The sequence below is a fragment of the Candidatus Sphingomonas colombiensis genome (assembly GCA_029202845.1).
Taxonomy (GTDB): Bacteria; Pseudomonadota; Alphaproteobacteria; order Sphingomonadales; family Sphingomonadaceae; genus Sphingomonas; species Sphingomonas colombiensis.
Window position 1 is genome coordinate 2,922,511 of sequence record CP119315.1, and the last position, 26,231, is coordinate 2,948,741.

28 protein-coding genes, 1 tRNA gene and 1 pseudogene are annotated in these 26,231 nt (G+C 63.1%); 16 read left to right on the plus strand and 14 right to left on the minus strand.

The window, feature by feature from the left end:
* Positions 1-7: 7 nt before the first annotated feature.
* The 7 genes from P0Y64_14075 to P0Y64_14105 form a co-directional block, all read right to left on the minus strand.
* Positions 8-631 carry a pilus assembly protein gene (locus P0Y64_14075; GenBank protein WEK42508.1) on the minus strand — a complete coding sequence of 208 codons (624 nt, stop codon included), beginning with the start codon at positions 629-631 and terminating at the stop codon, positions 8-10.
* Positions 628-1,143: a TadE/TadG family type IV pilus assembly protein gene (locus tag P0Y64_14080; GenBank protein WEK42509.1), complete on the minus strand. Its 516-nt coding sequence runs from the start codon at positions 1,141-1,143 to the stop codon at positions 628-630. Before P0Y64_14080 ends, P0Y64_14075 begins: the two co-directional genes overlap by 4 nt.
* Positions 1,140-2,657: a pilus assembly protein TadG-related protein gene (locus P0Y64_14085; protein WEK42510.1), complete on the minus strand. Its 1,518-nt coding sequence runs from the start codon at positions 2,655-2,657 to the stop codon at positions 1,140-1,142. The genes P0Y64_14080 and P0Y64_14085 overlap by 4 nt, the downstream gene beginning before the upstream one ends.
* A 1-nt stretch (position 2,658) precedes the next feature.
* Positions 2,659-2,961, minus strand: a complete 303-nt coding sequence (locus P0Y64_14090; GenBank protein ID WEK42511.1) for a hypothetical protein — start codon at positions 2,959-2,961, stop codon at positions 2,659-2,661.
* A gap of 5 nt (positions 2,962-2,966) precedes the next feature.
* Positions 2,967-4,454 (minus strand): type II and III secretion system protein family protein, encoded by a 1,488-nt coding sequence (locus P0Y64_14095; protein WEK42512.1) that lies wholly within the window; start codon positions 4,452-4,454, stop codon positions 2,967-2,969.
* Positions 4,426-5,304, minus strand: coding sequence for a Flp pilus assembly protein CpaB (gene cpaB / locus P0Y64_14100; protein ID WEK42513.1), 879 nt, complete (start codon positions 5,302-5,304; stop codon positions 4,426-4,428). Before cpaB ends, P0Y64_14095 begins: the two co-directional genes overlap by 29 nt.
* 242 nt (positions 5,305-5,546) lie before the next feature.
* Entirely contained in the window at positions 5,547-5,738 is a 192-nt protein-coding gene (locus tag P0Y64_14105) for a Flp family type IVb pilin (GenBank protein ID WEK42514.1), read from the minus strand.
* 487 nt (positions 5,739-6,225) lie between these two features.
* Here P0Y64_14105 and P0Y64_14110 point away from each other — a divergent pair, with 487 nt between their 5' ends.
* On the plus strand, positions 6,226-7,728 hold the full coding sequence (locus P0Y64_14110; protein WEK42515.1) for a hypothetical protein: 1,503 nt from the start codon (positions 6,226-6,228) through the stop codon (positions 7,726-7,728).
* A 940-nt stretch (positions 7,729-8,668) separates the two neighbouring features.
* Here the strand turns inward: P0Y64_14110 and P0Y64_14115 are convergent.
* On the minus strand, positions 8,669-9,559 hold the full coding sequence (locus P0Y64_14115) for a LysR substrate-binding domain-containing protein (protein ID WEK42516.1): 891 nt from the start codon (positions 9,557-9,559) through the stop codon (positions 8,669-8,671).
* Positions 9,560-9,668: 109 nt separating this feature from the next.
* Between P0Y64_14115 and P0Y64_14120 the strand changes: the two genes are divergently transcribed.
* The 6 genes and pseudogenes from P0Y64_14120 to P0Y64_14145 all read left to right on the plus strand — a co-directional run bounded on the left by P0Y64_14120 (position 9,669) and on the right by P0Y64_14145 (position 13,953).
* On the plus strand, positions 9,669-10,544 hold the full coding sequence (locus tag P0Y64_14120; protein ID WEK42517.1) for a pirin family protein: 876 nt from the start codon (positions 9,669-9,671) through the stop codon (positions 10,542-10,544).
* Between the two features lie 42 nt (positions 10,545-10,586).
* On the plus strand, positions 10,587-11,219 hold the full coding sequence (locus P0Y64_14125) for an isochorismatase family protein (protein ID WEK42518.1): 633 nt from the start codon (positions 10,587-10,589) through the stop codon (positions 11,217-11,219).
* 48 nt (positions 11,220-11,267) lie between these two features.
* Positions 11,268-12,146 (plus strand): pirin family protein, encoded by an 879-nt coding sequence (locus tag P0Y64_14130; protein ID WEK42519.1) that lies wholly within the window; start codon positions 11,268-11,270, stop codon positions 12,144-12,146.
* Positions 12,147-12,189: 43 nt separating this feature from the next.
* Positions 12,190-12,528, plus strand: coding sequence for a GNAT family N-acetyltransferase (locus P0Y64_14135; protein WEK42520.1), 339 nt, complete (start codon positions 12,190-12,192; stop codon positions 12,526-12,528).
* Between the two features lie 86 nt (positions 12,529-12,614).
* Positions 12,615-13,034 carry an OsmC family protein gene (locus P0Y64_14140; GenBank protein ID WEK42521.1) on the plus strand — a complete coding sequence of 140 codons (420 nt, stop codon included), beginning with the start codon at positions 12,615-12,617 and terminating at the stop codon, positions 13,032-13,034.
* Between the two features lie 64 nt (positions 13,035-13,098).
* Positions 13,099-13,953 (plus strand): annotated as a pseudogene (locus P0Y64_14145) (IS5 family transposase).
* Positions 13,954-14,019: 66 nt separating this feature from the next.
* Here the strand turns inward: P0Y64_14145 and P0Y64_14150 are convergent.
* Positions 14,020-14,096: transfer RNA gene (locus P0Y64_14150), tRNA-Arg, on the minus strand.
* Positions 14,097-14,102: 6 nt separating this feature from the next.
* Between P0Y64_14150 and P0Y64_14155 the strand changes: the two genes are divergently transcribed.
* Entirely contained in the window at positions 14,103-14,903 is an 801-nt protein-coding gene (locus P0Y64_14155; GenBank protein WEK42522.1) for a queuosine precursor transporter, read from the plus strand.
* A 47-nt stretch (positions 14,904-14,950) separates the two neighbouring features.
* On the opposite strand, the gene P0Y64_14160 is transcribed toward P0Y64_14155, so the two are convergent.
* Positions 14,951-16,138, minus strand: coding sequence for an acetyl-CoA C-acyltransferase (locus tag P0Y64_14160; protein WEK42523.1), 1,188 nt, complete (start codon positions 16,136-16,138; stop codon positions 14,951-14,953).
* A gap of 78 nt (positions 16,139-16,216) precedes the next feature.
* Between P0Y64_14160 and P0Y64_14165 the strand changes: the two genes are divergently transcribed.
* The 3 genes from P0Y64_14165 to P0Y64_14175 are packed head-to-tail and all read left to right on the plus strand — an operon-like array spanning position 16,217 to position 18,832.
* Positions 16,217-16,981 (plus strand): A24 family peptidase, encoded by a 765-nt coding sequence (locus tag P0Y64_14165; protein ID WEK45056.1) that lies wholly within the window; start codon positions 16,217-16,219, stop codon positions 16,979-16,981.
* Positions 16,978-17,412 carry a hypothetical protein gene (locus P0Y64_14170; GenBank protein WEK42524.1) on the plus strand — a complete coding sequence of 145 codons (435 nt, stop codon included), beginning with the start codon at positions 16,978-16,980 and terminating at the stop codon, positions 17,410-17,412. The genes P0Y64_14165 and P0Y64_14170 overlap by 4 nt, the downstream gene beginning before the upstream one ends.
* A gap of 13 nt (positions 17,413-17,425) precedes the next feature.
* Entirely contained in the window at positions 17,426-18,832 is a 1,407-nt protein-coding gene (locus tag P0Y64_14175; protein ID WEK42525.1) for a coniferyl aldehyde dehydrogenase, read from the plus strand.
* Positions 18,833-18,875: 43 nt separating this feature from the next.
* Here the strand turns inward: P0Y64_14175 and P0Y64_14180 are convergent, their stop codons facing one another.
* Positions 18,876-19,034, minus strand: a complete 159-nt coding sequence (locus P0Y64_14180) for a YdcH family protein (GenBank protein ID WEK45057.1) — start codon at positions 19,032-19,034, stop codon at positions 18,876-18,878.
* Positions 19,035-19,221: 187 nt separating this feature from the next.
* On the opposite strand from P0Y64_14180, the gene P0Y64_14185 reads away from it, so the two are divergent.
* From P0Y64_14185 to P0Y64_14195, 3 genes are all read left to right on the plus strand, one after another.
* A complete protein-coding gene (locus tag P0Y64_14185) occupies positions 19,222-19,419 on the plus strand; it encodes a DUF465 domain-containing protein (GenBank protein WEK42526.1) in 198 nt (65 codons plus the stop codon).
* Between the two features lie 95 nt (positions 19,420-19,514).
* A complete protein-coding gene (locus P0Y64_14190) occupies positions 19,515-19,976 on the plus strand; it encodes a DUF1465 family protein (protein ID WEK42527.1) in 462 nt (153 codons plus the stop codon).
* 116 nt (positions 19,977-20,092) lie between these two features.
* A complete protein-coding gene (locus P0Y64_14195; protein ID WEK42528.1) occupies positions 20,093-20,305 on the plus strand; it encodes a hypothetical protein in 213 nt (70 codons plus the stop codon).
* Positions 20,306-20,356: 51 nt separating this feature from the next.
* Here P0Y64_14195 and P0Y64_14200 read toward each other — a convergent pair whose 3' ends face one another.
* On the minus strand, positions 20,357-21,328 hold the full coding sequence (locus P0Y64_14200) for a nitronate monooxygenase family protein (protein ID WEK42529.1): 972 nt from the start codon (positions 21,326-21,328) through the stop codon (positions 20,357-20,359).
* Positions 21,329-21,415: 87 nt separating this feature from the next.
* On the minus strand, positions 21,416-21,946 hold the full coding sequence (locus tag P0Y64_14205; protein WEK42530.1) for a gamma carbonic anhydrase family protein: 531 nt from the start codon (positions 21,944-21,946) through the stop codon (positions 21,416-21,418).
* A gap of 90 nt (positions 21,947-22,036) precedes the next feature.
* On the opposite strand from P0Y64_14205, the gene P0Y64_14210 reads away from it, so the two are divergent.
* Entirely contained in the window at positions 22,037-22,204 is a 168-nt protein-coding gene (locus P0Y64_14210) for a hypothetical protein (GenBank protein WEK42531.1), read from the plus strand.
* A 9-nt stretch (positions 22,205-22,213) separates the two neighbouring features.
* Here P0Y64_14210 and P0Y64_14215 read toward each other — a convergent pair whose 3' ends face one another.
* Entirely contained in the window at positions 22,214-23,728 is a 1,515-nt protein-coding gene (locus P0Y64_14215) for a DUF4403 family protein (GenBank protein WEK42532.1), read from the minus strand.
* A 229-nt stretch (positions 23,729-23,957) separates the two neighbouring features.
* Between P0Y64_14215 and katG the strand changes: the two genes are divergently transcribed.
* Positions 23,958-26,159 (plus strand): catalase/peroxidase HPI, encoded by a 2,202-nt coding sequence (gene katG / locus P0Y64_14220; protein WEK42533.1) that lies wholly within the window; start codon positions 23,958-23,960, stop codon positions 26,157-26,159.
* The last annotated feature ends 72 nt before the right edge of the window (positions 26,160-26,231 follow it).

A 26,231-nucleotide genomic window follows, 5' to 3' on the forward strand; every position in this document is an offset into this window, starting at 1 on the left:
ACCACTCCTAGTTTCCGACACTGCCGCTGCCGTCTTCGAGCGTCAGCGAGGCGCTGAATGCCGGCAGTGGAAGTGTCGCCCTTCCGAAAAATCGAAACAGCAACGGCGTAAAGTTCATCCCGGAAAGCTTGATCGTGACCAACGGTGAAACCTGGATTCCGTTAGGATCGCCGGCGTAGCCGAGCCCGGCATAATCATAGTTGATCAGCACATGGCTTGCGCTCAGCGCCGGATAAGCCATCCGCATGCGAGCGACGATATTGTCGAAGGCGGTTTTGTTCGTGCTGCTGCCCCACGGGCAGGACGATGGAACGCAGACACAGCTGACGGTGCCGCTGCTTGCTTCGGTGCAATATGCTTTGGTGAAGGCCCCCGATGATATCGGATCGCCCTGCGCCAGCCCGCTGACGCCGACAAAATCATAAGTCGAAAGTCCGCTCGGCACGATATCCGTCACCACGGCATAGCGGACGCCCATCTGGGTGGCTTTTTCGGCCCTGTTGCAGGTCCAGAGGTAGCGGCCGACGTCGATGGTGCCGAGCACGAAGGTCAGCAACAGCGGGATCAGCAGCGCGAACTCCGCCGCCGTCGCGGCGCGCTCGGAGCGGAACAGGGCGCGCAGCGCGGTCATGCGCCCACCACCGCGGCCTGCGCGCTGGCGTTGAGCGTCAAGGTGAGTTTGGAGAAGCCGAACGCCCTGAACAGCGATGCGTAAGGGACCGCGGCGCGCACCGTGACGACAGGAACCCCGGTCGTCTTCGTGGCATAGATCCCGCCGCGATACGTCGGATCGCTGTTGCAGGTGACCGAAACGGTGATCGTGCTCGGATCGGTCCAGCCGACCAGTCGTGCTCCCCCCGTGCCGTCCAGCGTGTTGGTGCGAACCAGATTTCTGGTGTTGTCGCGAACGTTGGTCGATACGGTCGAGCAGCTATATTGGGTGAAATCGCGACGAGAGGCATAACGCGCACCATCGCGCGCTGCCTTGACCACGACATGCTCCGACAGAAAATAATTGCCGAGATCGACGGCGCCAAAGCTGAGGATCAGGAACAGCGGCGTGACGAGCGCCATCTCCGCAGCCGCCGATCCCCGGCGACAGGCAAAAGCGCGATACGCGATCGAGGCGCGGCGCAGGCTCATTCGATCAGATATGGCACGTCCTTGCGTACCACCTGTCCGGCCGTGCCCCCCGCGTTGCCGGAATTGGTTTCGCCGATGATCTCGGCATAGATGTCACTCGCGCCGGTGCGCGATCGCTTGGCCGAGGGCTCGACGAGAAAAAGCTCAACCCATGCCTGCACCGGCACGTTGGTCGTCTTGCCGTTTACGCCATATTGCTGGCAGTTGATGACAGCCGCGGAGATGCGGCGGCGATCGACGTTGCTGCCGCCCGGCGCAATCCCGCCCGAGGGCGAACCGCTCCAGCAGATCGGCGCGCCATAGGAGGTGAGGCTGCCGACCGCGCGCGGCGTATTGATGCGCGAGGCCGCGTTGGTCAGTTCCCATTGATAGACCTGATACCGGGTTACGTTATTGGAATTGTAGCCGGCGTTCGTCATCGCCGTCCGCCAGTCGAACGCCGAACCGTAGTTGACGTAGAAATAGGCGTTGCGATCCCACGATCCGTTGCCGATCCGGCCGTTGGCACAGGTGCCGGTGGAGCTGACCGCGTGGCACATGTCGCGCGGATAGCCCATTGCGTCGGGCATCTGGGCGTTCGTCAGCGGCGTCGTCGCGCTGCTCGGCAGATAGGGATTGTTCGAGACCTGCCAGCCGCTGTTGCTCAACGTGCAGACATTGTTGCCGTTGCCATTTTTCCTGACGAGATCCTTGACCGCATTCGCCGACGGCGGACAGACGCCTCCACTGGGGCAGGTCTGCGCGCCATTGTCGTAGATGTCGAAGCGCGTATTGAGGGCGGCGAGGACGGAGGCGTTCGCACCAGGCTCGGTGGTGACGCCGGTCACCGGCTGGCAGTCGCCGGGAGGGGATATCCAGCCAAGCGCCGAACTGAGATTCTTCGCGCCGTTGCCGCCAGTATCCAGAAAGCCGAAATTGCCCGGCGTCCACGCGCCGCCCGCGACCAGATTCAGCCCCGCGCCGACCAGTGTGCTGGGATCGAAGGACTTGTTCGTGCTCGTTTCCTGCGGGTTGCAGATCATCACCGGCGGAACTTTGCAGATCCCGGAAGCCACACCCGCAAACGCCTTGGCCGAAAGCAACCCGGATTGCAGGGCGCCGACCACGGGCGTCAGGGCGTAAAAGGCGCGCCTTGCCCCCACCGTGACCTGGACGAAATTCGAATTGCCGTCGCCGGTGGCCAGCGTCGCCTTCGCCTTGTCCTGATAGAAGGTGACGGTGGGCACGGTCACCGTTCGATTGGTGCCATCATTGGCGAAAAGGGCGAGGTTGGTGATCAAATTCTGCGCCGAAGAGGTCGCGCGGGTCTGCGCACCGCTTTTCCCATCGAGCTGCGCGGCGGCAGCCAGCGCAGCGTGATCCGCCGCATTCTGGAGTTCCGTATCGAGCGCGGCGAGCCGGGCATAATCGAACGCGATCCCCGCGCCGCCGACCACCGCGAACAGCGCGATCGCGACGATGGGCGCGACCGAGCCGCTTTCCGACTTCCCGATGCGGAAAGCCGCGCGCCGCATGTCAGTTCGTTCCGGGGTTCGGCGCGGCGCCGCCGCTTGCGGCGCCGGAGCTTGAGGAACGCCCGGTCTGCATCGATTGGGGCTGCTTTACAGCCCCCTTGCGATAACGCTCGATCGCACCGGCGGCGTGGGTGCCCGATCCTCCCTCCATCACCGCCGGATCGGCGGTTCCCGGCCGTGGATCGGGATTGATCGTCTGAAGCGCGTAATTGGTCTTCACCGCGTTGCCGAGGGTGGTGTCGAACGGGGTGCAGGCGGTCGCCAGTCCGCTCGCGACCAGGGTCACCGGAACTATCAGGCGCATGACGATCACCTCCGTGGCGAATAGCCGTTGGGATCCGTGAAGCCGCCTCCGGGCGGTGCATTCGGGTCCAGGGGATTGGTGCCGACGGCTTTGTCTGTCCGTCCCATCAGGAACATGTCGAACTCGCCGGGCGGTTGGACGCGATCAGTCGGCAGGCGCATCTGCGCGACGGGAACCGGCTTCACCAATCGCGGTGTTACGATGATGACGAGTTCGGTTTCCTGCCGCTGGAACCCGGTTGAGCGGAACAGCGTCCCGATGATCGGGATCGATCCGAGCAGCGGGAATTGGCGCACCGTGTCCTGAAAATCCTTGCGCAGCAGGCCGGCGATCGCAAACGATTGGCCATCGCGCAATTCGAGCGTCGTTCGGGCGCGCCGGGTCTGGAGCCCCGGAATGGTCAGCCCGTTGACGCTGATCGAGGCCGACGGGTCGATCGAGCTGACCTCCGGCGCCACGATCAGGCTGATGACATTGTCGTCGAGCACCGTGGGCGTGAAGGCGAGGCTGACGCCGAATGGCTTGAATTCCACCGTGATCGCGCTGCTGGTGCCGTTGGTGCTCGTGCCGTTGCCGCCGTTCGACTGCGCGACGGGAACCGGAAACTCGCCGCCAGCCAGGAACGAGGCGGATTCGCCGGACAGGGCGACCAGCGTCGGCTCGGCCAGCGTCGTCACCAGCCCCTTGCGCTCCAGCGCGTCGAGCGCGGTGAAGATGTTCAGATTGCCGAGCGTGATACCTTTGGAGACGATGCCGAACGTATCGAGCACCCCGGACAGATTGACCGTCGGCGTGCCGTTCTGGTTGGTCAGCAATGCGGTGTTGCCGCCCGTGCTGCCGATCCCGCCCTGGAAGGTATGCAGCCCGTTGCCGTTGGTGAACGCGGTGTTGATCCCAAGGTTCTTGGCGACCGTGCGGTTCATTTCGGAGAACCGCACCTCCAGCATCACCTGCTGCGATGCGCCGACCGACAACAGATTGACGATCTTGTCGCCGGCATAGGTGGTGGCGATCTGTTTCGCGCGATCGACCGCCGGGCCGCTCGAAACGGTGCCGGTCAGCACGACCGAATCCCCCGACATCTGCACCCCGATCTTTTCGGCCGGCATCAGCTCCGCGAACTGGCGCCGCAACGAGATCACGTCCGGCCCGACCGAGACATCGACGACGGAGATCAGATTGTTGTTGCGATCATAGAGCGTCAGGCTGGTCGTCCCGAGCTTCTTGCCCAGCACATAGAGCGAGCGGTTGGTAAGCGGCAGGACATCCGCGATTTCCGCGTCGCCGATCAGCGCCTTGGCGAACGGATGGTCGGCGGTGAGCACCTGGCTCTTGCCCGTCGGCACATCGAGTTGCCCGGCGCGCAGATCCGCGTCCGCCGCGCGCACCGCCTGCGCCGTCGCCGGGGCAGGGGCCAATGATGTGGCGGTGGCGGTGGCCAGCGCCACCATACCCACCCTGAAATCAGCGACCGACATAGCTACCCACCTCATAGCTGCTATCCTTGGTGCCGCGGACGACCGTGATCGTCGCGAGGTCGGGGTTGGGAGCGGCGGGCCGCGCGACGCGTGGCGGGCGCGTGTAAACCACCGGTCTTGGCTGATAGCGGGGCCGCGCATCGGCGACGCCGGCGACGAACGCGCCGTCGCGCAGATCTTCGGTGCTGACCGTCCCCACCACGGGGGTCACGTCCGCCGCCGGATTGGCCAGCGCGAGGCTTAGCTGCCCCACCTGCTGCGCGAGCGCGAGCTTCTGGGCATCGACCTGCGCCACCTCCAGCGTCGCCGTCTTGCCGATGGCGGGTTTGTCGGAATTGTCGTTGGCGTCCTGATCGACCGCGATGACGCGAACCTTCTGCAACAGAACGTCCGTGATCTGGCGGCCCCCGCTGTTCGGCCCCGTCGGAGTGCGCGTCACCAGCACGTCGACCACGTCGCCGGGCAGCACGAAACCACCCACGCCGGCCACATCGCCAACGCGAACGGCAACCGCTCGCTTGTCGGGGCTCAGCACGGCGGAGATCGCGGCGCGACCACCTTCGCCCGAAATCTTGGAGCGCAGGATCGGCTCGTTCGCGGTCATGGGGCGCAGCACGACGCGGGTATGGTTCATCGGCAGAAGCTGCGGGAGAGAAGTGAACGTGCCGACCGGCAGCGCCTCCGCCGGCCAATCGACCAGGCGCACCTTGTCCGCAGTGATCTGCGCGCCGAATTCCAGCGGTACACGCGCCACCGCCACCTTCACGGTTCCCTGCGGTGAGTTGGCCTGTCGCTGCTCGACCCGGCCAAGATAGGAATTGGCAAGGAAAACCGCCGCGAACCCCAGCAGGATCGCGACGCCCAAAATTATGAGTCCTTGTCCTCGCATGCCCCGCCCCCGTTGGTCAGGATTAGGGACACGGTTTTCCGCGCCCCTGTTCTTGCGATTAACAGGCGCCGCTGATTTGGTTGCGAATTTCGTTCGTAGCCTGGATCTTCGCGTCGTCCATTATCTCGCTCAATACTTCATCAGTGGTTCGCGGGAACTGACCCGATCCGCCGGTAGTCCGAACCGGGCCAGATCCGCGCGAATGCTGCATCAGATGATCAGCACGTGGGTGCAACGTTTCCACCAGCGCTGTTGATGCAGTTCGAGGCTTTGTTCATCGCGTTGCTGATCGAACCGCCCAGCGTATAGGCAGCAGCGGCGATGCCGGTGCCGACGATCGCCAGGATCAGCGCATATTCGGCCGCCGAAGCGCCGCTGTCGTCTTTCAGAAGATGCTTGATAGTGCTCATGTCCAATTCCCCGTTTTCTCAACCGGACAGCCCGGTTTCGGCATTCCAGGGCGGCGTTGGATCAACTCGTCCGGCTCTTCCACCGGCCTGACCTGGTCCGATCACCATCGGAATGTGGAGACAAAAAGGGGTGTAGCACCTGTTAAAGTCAATGATGCTTAATTTATTATTGAATCACAATGAGTTGTAGAAATGATTTGTTAACCATCTAAAATAAAATCGTTATTTTATAAATGTTTAACGTTTCCGATTTTCGTAAATACTTCGGTACGAAGTTATTTTAAATCGGAAGAAAAATGTACCACAATGGTCGAGTGTCATAACCGATATATCTTTCGATATATGCAGAAATTGTATGAATTAACCTTTGGTGTCGCTTCCATCCAACTTATTGCAGTTGCTGGATGAAGTGTAAAGGAACGATGCGTAGAATTTGCTGTCGCGACTCGGGCTGTCGGCGGATGTGATCTCGGGGGGAGGGTGGTCTATGTGGCAGCTTGGGCGCAATAAGGCTGCGGGAAAAGGCGACGGTAACGCCGACCTGCCGGACTTTCTTTTCGTTCTGCTTGCCGCGCTTGGCGCCTTTGCGTTTGTTATTGCGCTATCCTCGGCATTCAGGGACGGCGATACCGGCTGGCATATCGCCGCGGGGCGCTGGATCGTCGAGCATCGCGCCGTCCCGCATGTCGATCCTTTTTCCTTTTCCGCACGCGGCCGACCGTGGATCGCGCACGAATGGCTGTCCGAAGTCCTGATGTATGGCGCATGGCGTGCAGGCGGATGGGCGGGGCTGATCCTGTTGTTCAGCACGGCGACCGCAGTGCTTTACGCCATCGTTGCGCTCCACCTGCTTCGCTGGCAGCGCGCAGGGGCGGCGACGCTTAGTTTGCTCTATCTCTCGCTCGGGCTGATGCAGTCGCTGCTGGCGCGGCCGCATCTGATCGCCTTGCCGATGCTCGCCGGATGGACGATCGCGCTGATGCGTGCGCGTGAGGGCGGGCGAGCGCCGCCGCTTGCGCTGGCGTTGCTGATGATCGTGTGGGCCAATGCCCATGGCAGTTTCATCTTTGGATTGGCGCTGGCTGGCGGCTTCGGGCTGGAGGCGCTGTTTGCCGCTGCCCCGGCCGCCCGGCTCCGCGTGATACGACAATGGGGCGTGTTCGGGCTGGCGATATTCGCGGCCGCGCTGGCCACGCCTGCTGGCATCGAAGGGCTGCTATACCCGTTTCATGTCAACGGCCTGGCGCTGCTGCCGCTGATATCGGAATGGCGGCCGGCGAATTTCGGTCAGGTGAATTCGCTACAGATATTGTTGCTGAGCGGCCTGTTCTTCGTGCTGTTCCGTCCCATCCGCATCCCGGTGATGCGGTTGCTGATCCTGTTGGTCGCGCTGAACATCACCTTGGAGCACACGCGCAACCAGATGATATTGGTGACGTTGGCGGTGCTGATCCTCGCCGAACCGATCGGGCGCGCCTGGGCGGAGGGCGCGGACCGGCCGCGCCCGGCGCTGCTGCCGCGCGTGTGGCGCGATCGTCGGCAGCTCGCGCCGATGCTGGCGGTTGGGGTGTTGCTCTTCTGCGGTGCCACTTCATATCGCCTGTTCGTGCCGTTCGAGCGGCCCGATAGCTATGGTGTCCCGATGACGGCGCTACGCGCATTGCCGGCGGCGCTGCGCGACCAGCCGGTTTTCAACGAATATAGTTTTGGCGGGCTGCTCGCGTTCGAAGGGATCGCGCCATTCATCGACGGCCGCTCGGACATGTATGGCGACGAGTTCACCGTCGATTACTTCAAAATCGCGAAGGGAGACGTTGCGCGCTGGCGAGCGGCGGAAGCGAAGTGGAAATTCGCCTGGACGATCCTGCCGCCCGACAATCCGCTCGTAAAAGTTCTCGATCGCGATCGCGGATGGAAGCGGATTTACGCCGACAAATGGGCTGTCGTCCACGTCGCCCAGATGCGGCCGGGGCTCTCCGCCACCCGGTAACCATCGAGCGCGATCCGCCGCACCGCCCCGATATGCCGCTATAATCTTCGGCCGTGGAGGGAAGCGCATTTCCATGCGACGTGGTGTGGGCATCCGTGCCCGCAGGGGATATGGAAATGGCGCGCCCGGCAGGTTTCGAACCTGGGGCCTCTGCCTTTGGAACGCGGCAAAAACGGGATTTTGATGTCCCTCGTCATCAATAAATATCAATTAAAAATAATATTTTATATAAATATGCTCACGCTCGTTCCCGGCCGGTCATAGCCATATATTTGACAAGTTTGGTGGCCTTGCGTTGGCAAAACTCCTCACAGAAACGTCGCTTGCGACCCGAGCGGTAAGAACGAAACTCAAGCCAGGAAGATACTGGCGGCAGCTCGATTCCGATGTCCACATTGGTTACCGCAAAGCCAAGCTTGGGGTTGGTGGTTGGTGTGCGCCTATCTCGGCGAAGGTCGCTACTCGCAGTCGGTTATCGGACACGAGTGTCGAGATGATCGAGAAACACTACAGTTACTATATCGCTGACGGATTGGAGGAGATTGCCGCGCGGGCGATTGTGCCACTGCCATCATAGAACGGGAATGTACCGGCGTTGGCAGGGTTGCCCCGATCCCGGCAAACTCGATTGCGCGAAGTTGTCCGAAACGTTGTGCGATTTGGGAAACTTGCCATATCCGGCAGCGAGCGAGGGGGCCGTTTTCGCTGTGTGAGAGGGGCCCCAAAAATACTCTCGAATGTCATTTAAAATATTGTAATATAAATACTTAGTCCGTACCCATCTTTGCTGGTTTGACGAAATCCGGTTAGTATTCCGTCCAGCTTGCGGACAGCAGGAAATGGCAAGAACGCTCAAGGAAATCAGGATCCAGGATCGCACCGCGCGCGCCAGCCTGGCGCCGCGATGTCGGCCATCAGGCGCCGCTCGAAATGGTTTGGGCTAGGCGGCGCATTCGGCGGCAAGGAAATCGAGCAATGCGCGAACCGATGGCAACAGTCCGCGCCGCGACGGGAAGATGGCGTGGACGATCTCGTTGGGGGGGCGCCAATTCGGCAGGACCTTCATCAGCCTTCCGGCCTGAAGGTCATCCAGCACCGCCATCGTCGGCAGGCGCACCGCACCGACGCCCGCCAGCGCGGCTTCGCGCAGGACCGCCATATCGTCGATGACGAGGCGTGGTTTGTGGCGCACCTCGGCCACGCTGCCGTCGACATGGATCAGATGCCAGCGATGTTCGCTTGAAGGCGAGCGTGAATCGAGACTGGGGAGGGCGGTGAGATCGGCGGGGGTCGCGATGAGCCGGCCGTGGAGCAATGCCGGGCTGGCGACGATATGGATCGTCCGCTCGTCGAAACGCCGCATGACCAGATCGCTCTCAGTCAGCGGCGGCGGCCGGACACGAATGGCGAGATCGAAACCTTCACCGATCACATCGACGCGCCGATTGGTGCTTTCGACATGCAGCTCGACCTCAGGGTAATGCGCCATGAAACGCGCGAGCAGTTCGCCGAACTGGAACGCTAGCAGCGCGGTTGGGCAGCTGAGTCGTACAATGCCGCACGGGTCGGCGCGCGACTGGTCGATTACGATCTGGGCCGCCTCCGCCTCGACCAGCATGGCGAGGCAGCGGCGGTAATATTCCTGGCCGATCTCGGTGATCGAGAAGCTTCTGGTCGAGCGCTGGATCAGCCGGACGCCTAACCGATCTTCTAGCAGACCGATGCGACGGCTAATTTTCGATTTCTGCAACCCCAGCGCGCGTGCGGCAGCGGTGAACCCGCCATGATCGACCGCCTGCACGAATAGATAGAGGTCATTGAGGTCTTGCATTGTCCTATTGATAGGACTGACTGTCCAAAATCACAATCTGGCGGCGTGATTGTCTTGCACCCATAATTTGCTCGTTCCCGCGACCAGATCGCGGATGAGGAGAAGCGATATGAAGACGATCCTGGGGCGCTACAGCAATCCGAACCGGCATTGGGTCGGTGATGGCTTTCCGGTGCGGTCGTTGTTTTCGTACAACGCGCTCGGTGAGCAGATCAGCCCGTTCCTGCTACTCGATTTCGCCGGCCCACATTATTTCGAGCCTGGCACGGGCGTGGCGCCGCGTGGCGTCGGTGAACATCCGCATCGTGGGTTCGAGACGGTGACGATCGTTTATGAGGGCGAGGTTTCGCATCGGGATTCGACCGGCAAGGGCGGCACGATTGGCCCCGGCGATGTCCAGTGGATGACCGCTGGCGGCGGCATTCTGCATGAGGAGTTCCACTCGCCGGGCTTCAGCAGGTCAGGCGGCCCGTTCCGCATGATCCAGCTCTGGGTAAACCTGCCGGCAAAGGACAAGATGGTGACGCCCGGTTATCAGGCGATCAACAGCGCTGATATTCCAGTCGTCTCTTTGCCCGATGGCGCCGGGAAGGCGCGGATCATCGCCGGCGAGTTCGCGGGAACCAAAGGGCCGGCGCGCACCTTCACGCCCATCAACATGTGGGATCTGCGCCTGACGGCGGGGGGCTCGGTGAAGCTCGATCTGCCGCAAGGACATACCGCCGCGATCATCGTGCTGTCCGGGCACGTCACCGTGGGCGGCAGTCAGGCGGCCGGCGAAGCCGAGATGGTGCTGCTCTCGCGTGATGGCGATGGCACCACGATCGACGCCGATGGCGATGCCATGTTGCTGGTGCTGACCGGAGAACCGATCGACGAGCCGATCGTCGGCTATGGTCCGTTCGTGATGAACAGCGAAACCGAGATTCGCGAAGCGGTCGACGATTTTAACAGTGGCCGCTTTGGTCGGATGATGACCGCCTGATCCGGCAAATGAACAGACAAATTCAAGCAAGGAGTGAGTGCAATGACCAGTGAGGCAATTCGCGATCCCGCGACCGATCACCTGCTGACGCCGGAGAATTCGGCGTTCATCATCATTGACTATCAGCCGGTCCAGGTTTCCTCGATCCGTTCGAGTGATCGGCGCGAACTGGTGTTCAACATCGTCAACACCGCCCGCGCCGCCGTGAATTACAGTTTGCCGATTATCCATTCGACGGTGAACGTGGCGACGGGTCGCAACAAGCCGCCGATCGCCGAGATCCAGGAGGTACTCGGCCACCTTCCCGTTTATGATCGGACAACGATCAACGCTTGGGAAGATATCGAGTTCAAGCGAGCGGTTGAGGCCACCGGTCGCCGGAAACTGATCATGACGGCGCTATGGACCGAAGCCTGCCTCGCGTTCCCTGCGCTGGATGCGCTGAAAGAGGGTTATGATGTCTATGTGGTGGTTGATGCGGTCGGCGGCACCTCGGTCGCGGCGCATGAGGCCGCGCTGCGCCGCATCGAACAGGCGGGTGGCAAGCTGATCAGCAAGACTCAACTCTATTGCGAGCTGCAGCGTGATTGGGCGCGCGCTGAAACCGTGCCCGGCTTCATGCATGTCTTCGAGAATTGGGACGGATCGAACCCGGAGAAGGATTTCAAGGGCTGAGCGATCAGCCGATCCCCGCAATCGTGGTGGTGAATTAGGAGAGGGCAAATGACTATCGAACGCATCATCGACCGACGCAGCCGGGATCTGGGCGGCGGCTTCATCGTCGGCCGCGTGCTGCCGTTCCACGCGCGCCGGATGGTCGGCCCCTTCATCTTCTTCGATCATCTGGGGCCACTCGAACTTGCGTCGGGCATTCCGCGCTCGCTCGATGTGCGGCCGCATCCGCACATCGGGCTCGCAACCGTCACTTATCTCTATGCCGGCGCGATCACTCACCGCGACAGCCTGGGCTATCATCAGGAGATCCGCCCCGGCGAGGTCAACTGGATGGTCGCGGGCAGCGGCATCACCCATAGCGAACGGCTGGAATATGCGCGGACCCACGGTGCCAATATGCACGGCATCCAGGCGTGGGTGGCACTCCCCCTCGACGCGGAGGAAAGTGATCCCACCTTCGATCATCACGAAGGGGCGGACTTGCCCGAATGGGATGAGGATGGGGTACGCGGACGGCTGATCGCCGGCCAAACCGACGGCATGAAGGCTGCGGTACGGGTCCATTCGCCGCTGTCCTACCAGCATTGGGAAATGGCGCCGGGCGCGCGGCGTTCGGTTGGCGGAACCTATCCGGAGCGCGCCGTCTATTGTGCCAGCGGCGAGATCGAGGTTGACGGCACGGTGCTGGCCGCGGGCCAAATGGCGGTGCTGGCCGGGCGTGACGGCGTCGACGTGCTCGCGCGCCAGCCGGCGACGGTGATGGTGATGGGCGGCGAGCCGATCGGCGAGCGCTTCCTGCTGTGGAATTTCGTGTCCTCATCGAAGGAGCGGCTGGAGCAGGCGGCCGAGGACTGGCGGCAACAGCGCATGAAGCTGCCGGTGGGCGACGATCGGGAATATATCCCGATGCCGGAAATGCCGGCATGATCCGGGCAGATGGGCGCGTGATGCACGAAAGGGAGAAAAGACGGTGAGCGATATCATTGTCACCAAGGAGGACGGCGATCGCCACGGCCGCTATGTGGCCCGTGTCACGGGGATCGCAGCGGAAGCGGAACTTACCTTCACCCATCGTGGGCCGGGCCTGATCAGCGCGGATCATACCGGCGCGCCCGACGCGTTGAAAGGTACCGGTGCCGCAGCGGCGCTGGTCGATTACCTCATCGCCGATGCGCGGGAGAACGGGTTCAGGATTATCCCGCTATGCCCCTATGTCCGTGCGCGATACGAAAAGCATCCCGAGTGGCAGGACGTGATGACGGTTGCTCCAGGCGAAATGCCCCGGATCGGAAGCGGAGAGAGAAAATGACCGGCATCTCCGTCGCAGTAGTGTCGCTTAAGCAGGCGTTCGTGGCCGGTTTTGTCGCCAGGATCATGCGTGCAGGGAGCTAGGCAATGGCAGAGAAGACGGTGGCGAGGGTCCATGATGCGCAGGGTAGTCCGCTCGCGGTGGCGATCGACGTATCCGGTCACCATATATTCGGCGACGAGCCGATCGCGCGTGGCGGAGCTAATCTTGGCCCAACGCCCTATGATTTGCTGACCGCAGCCTTGGCGCAATGTACGGCGATAACCGTGCGTTGGTTCGCCCGACAGCATGATTGGCCGCTCGAGCATGTCGAGGTGGAGGTAGAGCACGGCAAGCGGTTGGAGGCGGGTTCCGACGAGACTATCGACGAATTCCGCAAGAAGGTTGTCCTGACCGGTCCGCGACTGACGAACGAGCAGCGGTTGAAACTGTTTAACGTCGCTGAGAATTGCCCGGTCCACAAGACGCTCACGGGAACGATCAGGATTCGAACGGTGGTAGCGTAACCTTAGAGCCCGTCGGCTCTGTTGCATAACAAGTTGATGGATTCGCTTGTTATAGATGGACGGGATGCCCAAGCCGACGCCCGCACAGTATCGCACGACCAATTGGCCCGAGTATAATGTTGCGCTGAAGCGGCGCGGTTCAGTGGAAGTGTGGTTTGATCCTGGGATGGATTGGTTCGCGGCGGCGGACGGCCGTCCTGGTCGACTGCAGCGATTTTCCGATCGCGTGATCGAGTTCTGTCTCACGCTGAAGGGGCTGTTACATCTGTCGCTGCGGTAAGTGACGGGCCTGTTTGCCAGTCTTCTCAGGATGGACTGGCGGGTGCCGGATTATACGACGCTGTGCCGCCGGCAGGAGACCTTGTCGGTGGACCGGGGCGGGAGACCCAGCACCGGTGGCCTGCACCTTCTGGTCGACAGCACCGGGATCAAGATGACGGGCGAAGGCGCGTGGAAAACAAGGAAGCACGGTGCGTCTTGTCGTCGCCAGTGACGCAAGGTGCACATCGCGATAGATGCGCAGAGCCGGGACATTCGGGCGATCGCAGTCAGGGTCAATGCGGTAGGCGATGGCGCCTATGACACTCGCGACTGCCACGCGGCCATCGACGAACATGGTGCCGATCCGGTCATTCCGGTTCGCCGCAATGGCAAGACGTGGATAAAGAAGGGGCCCGGCGTCGATGCCCGCAATGAAGCGCTGCGCGCCATCAAGCGGCTTGCCCGCACCGTCTGGAAGAAGCGGAACCACTACCACCGCAGCAGCCTGGTCGAAACCAAGATGCACTGTTTCAAGCTGCTTGGCGAGCGTGTCGCCGCGCGCACTTTCCACCGTCAGGCAACGGAGCTCAAAGTCCGCGCCACAATCCTCAATCGCTTCTCCGAAATAGGAGCGCCGAACACGGTCCGCATCGCATAATGATCACGAATAACGAGTTGCTTACGCTGGCTCGACGTTATGCAACAAAGCCCTTTTACACAGGACTGGCGCGCCCGGCAGGATTCGAACCTGCGACCCCAAGCTTAGAAGGCTCGTGCTCTATCCAACTGAGCTACGGGCGCCCGCTGATGCGCCTAGCGCGGATTGCGGGCGAGCGAAACTGGTTGCATCATGCCAATATGGCAGGGGTAGAGAACGAACCGCTTCAGGCGGTGGACGCGCAAGCGGTTGCAGGCGGGCATTTCCGTTATTTCGATTTCGTGATGGCGGCGTTTGTCACCATCCTGTTGCTGTCGAACGTGATCGGCGCGGGGAAGCGCGCGGTGATCGACTTGCCATGGATCGGGCTATGGCCGTTCGGGGCGGGTATCCTGTTCTTTCCGGTGAGCTATGTGCTCGGCGACGTGCTGACCGAGGTATATGGCTATGCCCGCGCGCGGCGCTGCATCTGGGCCGGCTTTGGCGCGATGATCTTCATGGTGTTCATGTCGTGGGTGGTGGTGAAGCTGCCGCCCGATGCAGGATGGACGGGGCAGGCGGCTTACGAAAGCGTGTTCGGGCAGGTGCCGCGCATCGTTGCGGCCTCGATCTGCGCGTTCTGGGCCGGGGAGTTCGCCAACAGTTTCGTCCTCGCCAAGATGAAGATCTGGACCGAGGGCAAGCACCTGTGGACCCGCACGATCGGCAGCACGGTGGTGGGGCAGGCGGTGGACAGCCTGATCTTCTATCCGCTCGCCTTTTTCGGCGCGCCGGACTGGCCGGTCCATGCGATGCTGCTGGTGATGCTGAGCCAGTTCGTGCTCAAAGTGTCGTGGGAGGTGCTGCTGACCCCCTTCACCTATGCGGTGGTCGGTTTCCTGAAGCGGCGCGAGGGCGTGGACGTCTATGATCGTCACACCAATTTCACGCCGTTCCGCGCGAAAGTGTAAGCCTCCCTCGTCACCCCGGCGCGCGGGGTGACGAGGGAGGATGCGGCTCAGTCGACCAGTTCAAGCGCCACTGCCGTGGCTTCGCCGCCGCCGATGCACAGCGACGCGACGCCCTTGCGGCCGCCCCGGTTCTGAAGCGCCGCGATAAGCGTGGCGATGATCCGCGCGCCCGACGCGCCGATCGGATGGCCGAGCGCGGTCGCGCCGCCGTTGACGTTCACCTTGGCATGATCGAGCCCGAGATCGTGCATCGCGATCATCGAGACGCAGGCGAATGCCTCGTTAACCTCGAACAGATCGACCTCGGCTGCCTTCCAGCCAGCCTTTGCCAGCACCTTCTCGATCGCGTTGACCGGGGCGGTGGTGAATTTCGCCGGTTCATGCGCATGGGCTGCGGTGGCGACGATCCGCGCGACCGGCTTCAGCCCCTTTGCGGCGGCGACGCTTTCGCGCGTCAGCACCAGCGCGGCCGCGCCGTCCGAGATCGACGAGGCGTTGGCGGCGGTGATCGTGCCATCCTTGGCGAAAGCGGGCTTGAGATTGGGGATCTTCGACGCGTCGCCCTTCAGCGGCTGTTCGTCCTTGTCGATCGTCTCGACGCCCTTGCGGCCCTTCACCTCGACCGCGACGATCTCGCGATCGAACGCGCCGGAGGTTTGCGCGGCCTGCGCACGGGTGAGCGAGGCGATGGCGTAATCGTCCTGCGCGACGCGAGTGAACTGATATTCGCCGGCGGTTGCTTCGGCGAACACACCCATCGCCTTGCCGGGTTCGTAAGCGTCTTCCAGGCCGTCGAGGAACATGTGATCCATCACGCGATCATGGCCGAGCCGCGCGCCGCCGCGATGCTTCTGGAGCAGATAGGGCGCGTTGGTCATGCTCTCCATGCCGCCGGTGACGATCAGATCGACGGTGCCGGCCGCGAGCGCCTCCGCGCCCATGATCGCGGCCTGCATCCCCGATCCGCACATCTTGTTCACCGTGGTCGCCTCGACCGATTGCGGCAGGCCCGCCTTCAGCGCCGCCTGACGCGCCGGGGCCTGCCCGAGCCCGGCTGGGAGCACGCAGCCCATGTAGATGCGCTCGACATCGCCGCCCGCGACGCCCGCGCGCTCGACGGCGGCCTTGACGGCGGTGGCGCCCAATTCGGTCGCCGACGCGCCGGCGAGGCTGCCCTGGAACGACCCCATGGGGGTGCGGGCATAGGAGAGAATCACGACGGGATCGGTGGTCATTTCGCTGCTCCGTTGATTTTGCCTGCGATCTAGGCGGGGACGGCGCGCTTTTCAAACGATAGGACGGGTAGGATGGATATGCTGGCTTCACCGCCCGGATGGGTCTGGCCGATATTGCTCGCGATGGCGGGCGCGATCGCGGGGAGTTTCCTCGCGACGATCGTGATCCGCTGGCCGGAGGGGCGCGGCGTAACGCGCGGTCGATCGGCATGCGACGCGTGCGGGCGGACGCTTCGCGTGATGGAACTGGTGCCGCTGCTGAGCGCGGTCGCATCGCGTGGTCGATGCCGGAGCTGCGGGAGCGCGATCGACCCGCGCCACTGGCAGATCGAGCTTGGCTGTGCGCTGATTGGGGCGCTGGCCGGCTATGTAGCGCCGGGGCTGGTGGGGGTGGCGGGAGCGGTGTTCGGATGGCTGTTACTGACGCTCGCCGCGCTGGACGTGGCGGTGTTGTGGCTGCCCGATGTGCTCACCGGCACGGTGGCGCTGCTCGGGTTGGCCACGGGGGCGCTCGGCGTCTCGCCGCCGCTGGAGGAGCGCGTGATCGGCGGGATCGCGGGGTTCCTCAGCCTGTGGGTGATCGCGCGGCTATATCGCGTGGTGCGAGGGCGTGAGGGGCTTGGCGGGGGCGATCCAAAATTGCTCGGCGCGATCGGGCTGTGGCTCGGCTGGCGGCTATTGCCGGTGGTGGTGATGATCGCCGCGCTGGTCGGGCTCGGGCTGGCGCTGTTTGAACGCGCGCGCGGGAAAGCGGTGGCGGCGGACGCGAAACTCCCGTTTGGCGCGTTCCTGGCTATCGCGGCTTATCCTGCGTGGTTGATGATGATAGGGATGACCGGATGATCGCGCTTCTTCTCGCGTTACTGGCCGATCCCCCTGCGCGGCCGGCGTCGATCGACGGCCTGCCGATCGGTCGCCTCGCGCCCCAGGCGCTGCCCGCGCATGGCTGCGCGGCATATCTGTTCACGACCGGCACCACCCGGACGCTGGCCGCGATGGCCACGGCGGAGCCTGGCGGGATGCGCCTCGCGCTGGACGGTGTTGTCGCCGATTATCCGCGCGTCGCGCAGAGCGGCGCGGTGAATTTCGGATTTACGCCCTCCAGCGAATATCGCCTGGGCGACGTGACCATCACGCTCGATATGGCGCTGGTCAGCGGGGAGGCGTTGACCGACGGCGCGTTGATATCCTCCGCCACACTAAGGATCGACCGCGGCGCGAAGGATGGTATCGTGCTGCCGGTGGGTGGCCTGATCGGCTGCGCAAAAAAATAACAGGAGGGCGAGGATGCAGGAGATACTTGCGGCGCAACGTGACAGCTTCATGGCCGCGTTGCCCGAGCCGCTTGCGTTGCGCAAGGATCGGCTGAAGCGCGCGATCGCGATGATTCGAGACAATGCCGCACGCTTCTGCGACACGCTGTCGGAGGATTTCGGGCATCGCAGCGCGGACCAGACGATGGTCACCGATATCGCGGGTTCGATCGGGCCGCTGAACCACGCACTCAAGCATGTCGATCGCTGGGCGAGGCGAGACAGGCGCTCGGTGCAATTCCCGCTCGGCCTGCTCGGCGCACGAGCATGGGTGGAATATCAGCCCAAGGGCGTCGTCGGCGTGATCTCGCCGTGGAACTTCCCGGTAAATCTCGTCATGGCCCCGCTCGCCGGCGTGTTCGCGGCGGGCAATCGCGCGATGGTGAAGACGAGCGAATATACCCCGGCCACCGCCGCGCTGTTCGAAGAGATTGTCGGTAAATATTTCGACCCGACCGAATTGGTGTTCATCTCCGGCGGGCCGGAGGTGGGCAAGGCTTTCGCCGAACTGCCGTTCGATCATTTGCTGTTCACCGGCGCGACCGGGATCGGCAAGCATATCCTCCATGCCGCTGCGGATAATCTGACGCCGGTCACGCTGGAATTGGGCGGTAAATCTCCGGTGATCGTCGGCGGCGGCGCGGATCTGGGGCAGGTCGGGCAACGCGTGGCACTGGGCAAGATGCTCAACGCCGGGCAGATCTGCCTCGCGCCGGATTATGTGCTCGTCCCGTCGGCTCGCGAAGGGGAGTTGGTCGAGAGCCTCAAGGGCGCCGCGAGCGCGATGTATCCCACGCTGCTCGCCAATCCGGATTACACCAGCATCGTCAACGACCGGCACTATCAGCGGCTCAACGCGTGGATCGACGATGCCCGTGCGAAGGGCGCGACCGTGGAGGTCGTCAATCCTGCGGGCGAGGATTTCGCGAGCACCAATTCGCGCAAGATGCCGCTCCATATCGTCCGCGATGTGACCGACGACATGACGTTGATGCAGGAGGAAATCTTCGGCCCGATCCTGCCGGTGCGCCGCTATGACGGGATCGAGGATGCCATCGGGCAGATCAACCGCCGCGATCGGCCGCTCGGGCTATATTATTTCGGGCCGGACGCAGGCGAGCGCCGCCGTGTGCTCGATCGCACGATTTCGGGCGGCGTGACGCTGGACGACGTGGTGTTCCACGTATCGATGGAGGATCTGCCGTTCGGCGGGGTCGGACCATCGGGGATGGGGGCTTATCACGGCCGCGACGGTTTCGTGACGTTCAGCCACCCGAAGAGCGTGTTCAAACAATCACGACTCGATGTGGCGAAGCTTGCGGGGCTCAAACCGCCTTATGGTGCCGCGACACGGAAGACGGCGGCGAAGCAGATCGGCTGACGTAAAAAGGGCGCCCCGTCATCCGGGGCGCCCCGTGTGGGCATCAATGCGCCGAGGAGATTTCCTCTTTCACGCGCAATTTCTGTTTCTTGAGGTCCGCGACCAGAAATGTATCGGGCATCGGTCGATGCTCCTCCTCCTCAATTCGCCGGTCCAGCACCGCATGTTTGGCCTCAAGAGCCGAAAGATGCGCGGTTTGCATGACAGGAACCTCCTTTGTCAGGTTGAAGGAACGGATGAGTAAATCACCGTTCGCGGCAAATGTCGCCATTGATTTTGCGAGGTTTCGGCGGGCGGCGGCGACAGTGCGATATTGCGTGCGCGACACGACAAATTGTCGCCCACAGCCAGGCCGGATTCTGCTAGGGTTGCCCGCGGAGGGTGAGCGGGTGGACGACAGCGACATAGCGGCACGGTTGAACACGTTGCGGACCGAGCATCGCGATCTCGACGCGGCGATCGTCGCGCTGGGAAGCGGTGGGACGGTCGATCAACTGCAGATGGCGCGCCTCAAGAAGCGCAAGCTCCGCCTGCGCGATGAGATCGCGGCGCTGGAGGATCAGTTGATCCCCGATATCATCGCCTAGGCCCGGATCGCCTGTTTCTGTTTGGGACGTGAGGCGAAGGCACGATCATCACCGCGGCCGTGGCCAAAAAACGCAAAACCTGTCACCCATCATATATGGGCGCAGGACAATATGATTCGGCGGTACATCGCCGGCTGATCGACGGTCTTTATACAGAAGCGATGCTGCTGGCCGACGAGGCGCGGAGCTATTTCGACGAGGGCGGCCGCGTCGAGCGCGAGGCGCTTCCGCCGATGATGCGCGTCAGCTTCTCCTGCGAATCGCTGAAGGTGACGACGCGGCTGATGCATGTCATCGCCTGGTTGCTGACCCAGCGCGCGGTGCAACAGGGCGAGCTTGCCCCCCGCGACGCGCTCGATCCATCGCGCAGGCTGGGCGATGCGCCGACGACCGAAAGCGATCTGCTCCGCGACCTGCCGGAACAGGCGCGACAGATGGTGGCGTCGAGCATCGAACTGCACCGGCGCGTCGCGCGACTCGATGCGGCGCAGCTTGTCGGAATGCCGGACGAAAGCCCGGCGCGGCGCATGCTCGATCGCCTGTCGCTGGCCTTCTGAAACTATCGAATTTTACCGGTTGCTGGGGAACAGGTGACCGATGATTAACTCGACTCCGGCGTGGCGCATTGGGATGTTTGCGACGTGGCCGATCTCGGTCGCGAGGAGTCAAACCGATGGGCGAAATCACTAACTTCATCGAGGAAGCCGCCGGCGCATATGCGGCGGACAAAGGGTTGGAGGCTGTCGATCCCAATGCCGGGATGCTGGCCAAAGCCGCCGCCGCGGTCGCCGGATTTGAAGGCGTCGGCAAGATCAAGGAAATGCTGAGCGGCGATGACAACGCCGAGGCGGATGCGGCGCCCCCCAGCGACGATTCCCAGAACTGAAACCGACCGGCGGCGCGCGGTTCGAACGTATCCGCGCGCCGCCTTCGCGGCTTAAGCGGCCGCCGACAGCCCGAGACGTGCGCGCGCCGCCAGATATTCGCGCTCGATCCGATCGATCCGATCGGCGACCGGCTCGACCTTGGTAACCGCGCCGATGCCCTGTCCCGAACCCCAGATGTCGCGCCAGGCCTTTGCCTTGGAGCCGTTGCTCTGGCCGAAGTTCATCGTCTTATAATCGCCCTCGGGCAGATTGTCCGGATCCAGCCCGGCGGCGACGATCGAGCCGCGCAGATAATTGCCGTGAACCCCGGTGAACAGGTTTGAATAGACGATATCGGCTGCACGGCTTTCGACGATGCCCTGCTTATAGCCTTCATCGGCGCTGGCTTCCGCCGTGGCGATGAAGGGCGAGCCGATATAGGCGAAGTCCGCGCCCATCGCCTGTGCCGCGAGCACCGCATCGCCGGTCGCGATCGACCCCGAAAGCGCGACGGGGCCATCGAACCACTGACGAATCTCTGAAACGAGCGCGAAGGGGGAAAGGCGCCCGGCATGGCCGCCCGCGCCGGCCGCGACCGGGATCAGCCCGTCCGCGCCCTTTTCGACCGCCTTGCGCGCGAAGCGATCGTCGATCACGTCATGGAAGGTGATGCCGCCCCAATTGTGAACCGCCTGATTCAACTCCTCGCGTGCGCCAAGCGAGGTGATGGTGATCGGCACCTGCCATTTTTCGCAGGTGGCGAGATCGGCCTCCAGCCGGTCGTTCGACTTATGGACGATCTGGTTGACCGCGAACGGCGCGGCGGGCCGATCGGGGTGCGCGCGATTGTGCGCGGCGAGTTCTTCCGTGATGCGATGGAGCCACTCGTCGAGCAAACCTTGCGGCCGTGCGTTGAGCGCGGGGAAGGAGCCGACGATGCCGGCCTTGCATTGCGCGATCACCAGATCCGGACCGGAAATGATGAACAGCGGCGAACCGATGATGGGAAGGCGGAGGCGGGAGAGGATTGCTGGTATCGACATAACTCGCGTTATGTCAACGCCGTTACCATCTGTCCATGACCATCCTCACGCGGCTCGAATTTCCCGCATCGGTCCGATGAGCGCATATCATACCGGATCGATGCGCTTGAGGTCCGTCGTCGCCTCGCGCGCCTTGCCTACATAGCTTTGCGCGGAGAGCTTGAGGAAGGCGATGGTCTTTTCATCGAGCTTGCGCACCGCTTTCGCGGGGGAGCCGACGATCAGGTTGCCGGGCTCAAAGGTCTTGCCCTCCGTCACCAATGCGCCCGCGCCGACGATGCAATCTTCCGGGATCACCGCGTGATTGAGCACGATCGCGCCCATGCCGATCAGCGCGCGATCGCCGACGGTGCAGCCATGGAGGATCGCGTGATGGCCGACGGTGCAATCCTCGCCGATCGTGCATGGCGCGCCGGGATCCGAATGGAGCATCGCCCCGTCCTGAATATTGCTGCGCGCGCCCACCGCGATCGTGGTGTTGTCCGCACGAATCACCGCGCCGAACCACACGTTGGCTTCCTCCGCCAGCACGACGTCGCCGATCAGGTCGGCGCTTGGGGCGGCCCAGGCGGTGGCGTGGCAATTCGGCCGTTTTCCGTGGAATTCGTAGAGCGGCATCTTCCCTCCTTATGTGCCACGTCAGGACAGTCCGGCGTTAACGCTCTTTAGCCATGGCGCAAATCGTAAACAGAATATTAACTCTGCGTCATGAAACGACAGCTGGTCCTCACCAATGAAGCCGCAGGTCATCCGTTTCGCCGGTCCCTGCCGCCGCCTCGCGTTCTTCCTGCGCCGCGCGGCGATGATCACGATCTGAAACTGTTCGTGCTGAGCTTCACCGCCTTCTTCATCTGCTTCTGGACCTTTCTGGCCTAGGACGGATCGTTATCGTTTGGGCGCGCGCGGCCGATAGGAAATACTCGCCGTACCGAACGCCTGCACCGGCATGAACAATCCCTGCCCGGTGGGGATGACGCGCCCGTGCGAAACCTCGCCGATATCGGCCCGAAGCACGAAATCGCCCTGGCGACGCTCGGCAATGGCGGCGCGGGCGGAGCGCAGCACCTTGGCATAATCTTTCGCGAAATCCTGTGTCAGCGACTCGCGGATCGCCTCCACCACCTCGGGCGTCTGAAAAAGCTGGATCAGCAGATTTACCGTGTTGCGATTGGTATTGGCGGCGACGCGCAAGTCGCGGATTTCGACCAGCTCGGAATTGGCGTCGTTATAGGGTTCGCCGGTCAGCCAGACCCGGCCACGGGTGCGATCGATCAGCCCCGATTTCAACTTCGCATCGACCGATATGCCGACCGCGAGCCGGTTCCCTTCGGTGGCGTAGATCGTGATATCCCCGAACCGCGCATCTACCGGCCCGGCCTTGGGAATGGTGATCCCGCGCGCGGCGAGTTTGGCGAGTGCGCGCGCCACCACCGGCTCGAGTTGTGCATAATCGGCAAGCACCGGAATCTGGAAGGCGAGCTTCGGCTGCTTCGCCTGTCGCACGAGATTGGGAAGAGGGGTGGGCGTCGGATCGGCGGGGCGATCGCCGACGAAAGTCTGCGTCAGCGCCTCCGCCGTCGCGGTAAGCTCCAGATTGCGGCCGCGCACCCGATAGCCGGCGAAACCAATCCGCGTGGGGATGATGCGGAGCCATACGGGCGGGTTTTCGCGGTTCAGCTCCAGCGAGGTAAAGCTCTCCCGCCACGCCTCCGCCGCTTCTTTGCGCGCATCGAGCGCGCGGAGTTGCTTGGGCAGATCGCGCTCCAGCTTGGTGACAACGCCAGTAAGCTTGTCGTCGGCCTTGTCGACAAAGGTGATGCGCTTGCCGAACAGCGTTACGCCCGGAGGCGTCGTCCAGTCATAGTCGATCGCGACCTTTGCGGTGGGTGTCCAGTCGGGCTTGATGTCGAGCTGCACGTCGGCGTGCACGGTCGCTGCGCCGGTCGCGGTTTCGCGACGGATCAACCCGCCGATATCCTCCGCGCTCACCGTTGCATGGACGGGGAGCGTAAGGCGTAGCGTCTTCCCGCTGCCGCCCAGCGTGACGCGCCCGCGCCGCACCGTGCCGATGATACGGCAGCGCAGATCGGGCGTTACCTTGATCCGTTTGCCGAACACTGCGACCCGCTGCGCGGGCACGCATTTGTCCTCCACGCGATCGATCGACCACAAAGTCTGCGGCATTTCCCGGTTGAGCGTGCGCTCCAGATCGCTGAGCCGCGCCGTAATCGGCAGCGAGAGGGTCGATGGCGTTTCCGGCAGTTGCACCGGGGTTTCGAGTCGTGGTGGCGGAGGCGGCGGCGCGGGCTTGCGATGGCATCCGGCGAGCGTCGAGAATGCGGCGGTGACGGCAAGCGCCACGAGACCGAACTTGCGATGCGAAACGCCGGGGCCGCTCATATCGCGCTTATCGTGCCGCGAGTTCGGCTATCCGTCGATAGCGGCGCGGCATTTTTTCCTGAGAACGACATGCGGCCGTGAAACGAGCCTGGCCTTCCCCGGTTCCGGGGCCTTTCACCGCATGAGGCGATCATTCGATCAGTCTCAGGGAATTTAGCGATTGGACAGTCTGTCAGACGCGCGCAATCATCCGCTGGCAGAAAGAGCATAACCATAGGAGCGGAGAGCGATGAACGTCGAAGCACAATGCCCAATGAACGGCGGAAAGCTGGAAGGCGATGCCGTCCTGTTCGAGATGACCAACCGGTTGTGGTGGCCGAACATGCTCGATCTTTCGATCCTGCATCAGAACCCGCCGGCGGGCGACCCAATGGGGACGGAATATGAATATGCCGCCGAATTCAAGACGCTCGATCTCGCTGCCGTAAAGCAGGACATCTTCGCGCTGATGACCAACTCGCAAGAGTGGTGGCCGGCGGATTTCGGCCATTATGGGCCGCTGTTCATCCGCATGGCATGGCATAGCGCGGGCACCTATCGCATCGGCGACGGGCGTGGTGGCGGTGGCCACGGCACGCAGCGTTTCGCCCCGCTCAACAGCTGGCCGGATAACGCCAATCTCGACAAGGCGCGGCTGCTCCTCTGGCCCGTTAAGCAGAAATACGGCCGTAAGCTTTCATGGGGCGATCTGCTGATCCTCGCGGGCAATTGCGCGCTCGAATCGATGGGCTTCGAAACTGCTGGCTTCGGTGGCGGGCGCACCGACATCTGGGAGCCGGAAACCGCGGTGCGCTGGGGGCCGGAGCGCGAATGGCTTTCCACCAGCGACAAGCCGAACAGCCGCTATTCGGGTGAGCGCGACCTCTCGAACCCGCTGGCGGCGGTGCAGATGGGGCTGATCTACGTCAACCCGGAGGGGCCGGACGGCAATCCCGATCCGCTCGCGGCCGCGCATGATATCCGTGAGACGTTCGCGCGCATGGCGATGAACGATGAAGAGACGGTGGCGCTGATCGCCGGCGGCCACACCTTCGGCAAGACCCATGGTGCGGCAACGCCCGATCAATATGTCGGCCCGGAGCCGGCGGGTGCGGGGATCGAGCAGCAGGGGCTGGGCTGGGCCAACAGCTATGGCACCGGCAATGCGGGCGATACGATCACCAGCGGGCTTGAGGTTACCTGGACTGCAACCCCGACAAAGTGGGATAATACCTTTTTCGATGCGTTGTTCGAACACGAATGGGAACTGACGAAAAGCCCGGCGGGCGCGCAACAATGGGTCGCAAAGGATTCATCGGAAACCGTGCCCGACGCGCACGATCCGTCGAGGCGGCATCGCCCGACGATGCTGACGACCGACCTCTCGCTGCGCTTCGACCCTGCTTATGAGAAGATTTCGCGGCACTTCCACGAAAACCCGGCGGCCTTCGCGAATGCGTTCGCCGAAGCCTGGTACAAGCTCACCCACCGCGACATGGGGCCGCACGGATTGCTGCTCGGTGCCGAGGTGCCCGCCGAACCACGTATCTGGCAGGATCCGGTGCCGGCGGTCTCCCATCCGCTTATCGACGCTGCCGATGCCGAGGCGCTGAAGGCGAAAATTCTCGCTTCCGGCCTCTCGATCTCGCGGCTGGTCAAGACGGCCTGGGCGTCCGCGTCGACCTTCCGGGGAACGGACAAGCGCGGTGGCGCCAATGGCGCGCGCATCCGCCTTGCGCCGCAGAAGGATTGGGCGGTCAACGAGCCGGCCGAACTCGCCGACACGCTAGCCAAGCTCGAGGCGATCCAGCGTGATTTCAACGCTGGCAGCAAGAAAGTGTCGCTCGCCGATCTGATCGTGCTCGGCGGCAATGCGGCGGTAGAGGCGGCAGCGAAGAAGGCGGGACGCGACGTGAAGGTGCCGTTCTCGCCGGGTCGCACCGATGCGACCGCCGAACAGACCGACGCGGAATCCTTCGCCCCGCTGGAGCCGAAAACTGACGGCTTCCGCAATTATACGGGCGGCGGAACCGATCTTTCGCTGGAGGAAGCGCTGGTCGATCGGGCGCATCTGTTGACGCTCACCGCGCCGGAGATGACCGTGCTGGTTGGCGGCCTGCGTGTGTTGGGCGCGAACCATGGCGGCTCCGATCTCGGCGTGTTCACCGAGCGCAAGGAAACGCTGACCAACGATTTCTTCGCCAATCTGCTCAAGACGAGCACGGCGATGAAATGGACGGCGGCTGGCGACGGCACGTTCGCCGCGCATGATCGCAAGACGGGCGAGAAGAAACTGGCCGGCACGCGCGTCGATCTGATCTTCGGATCGAACGCGCAACTCCGTGCGCTGGCGGAGGCTTATGCCACTGACGACGCCGCGGACCGCTTCGTCGACGCTTTCGTCAAGGTGTGGGGCAAGGTGATGAACCTCGATCGGTTCGATATCGCCTGAGCCGCGATGCGGGCCGGCTCGTTTCCCGACGGGGGAGCGGGTCGGCGCCGCTGCCAGCTAAACGCGCGTGCC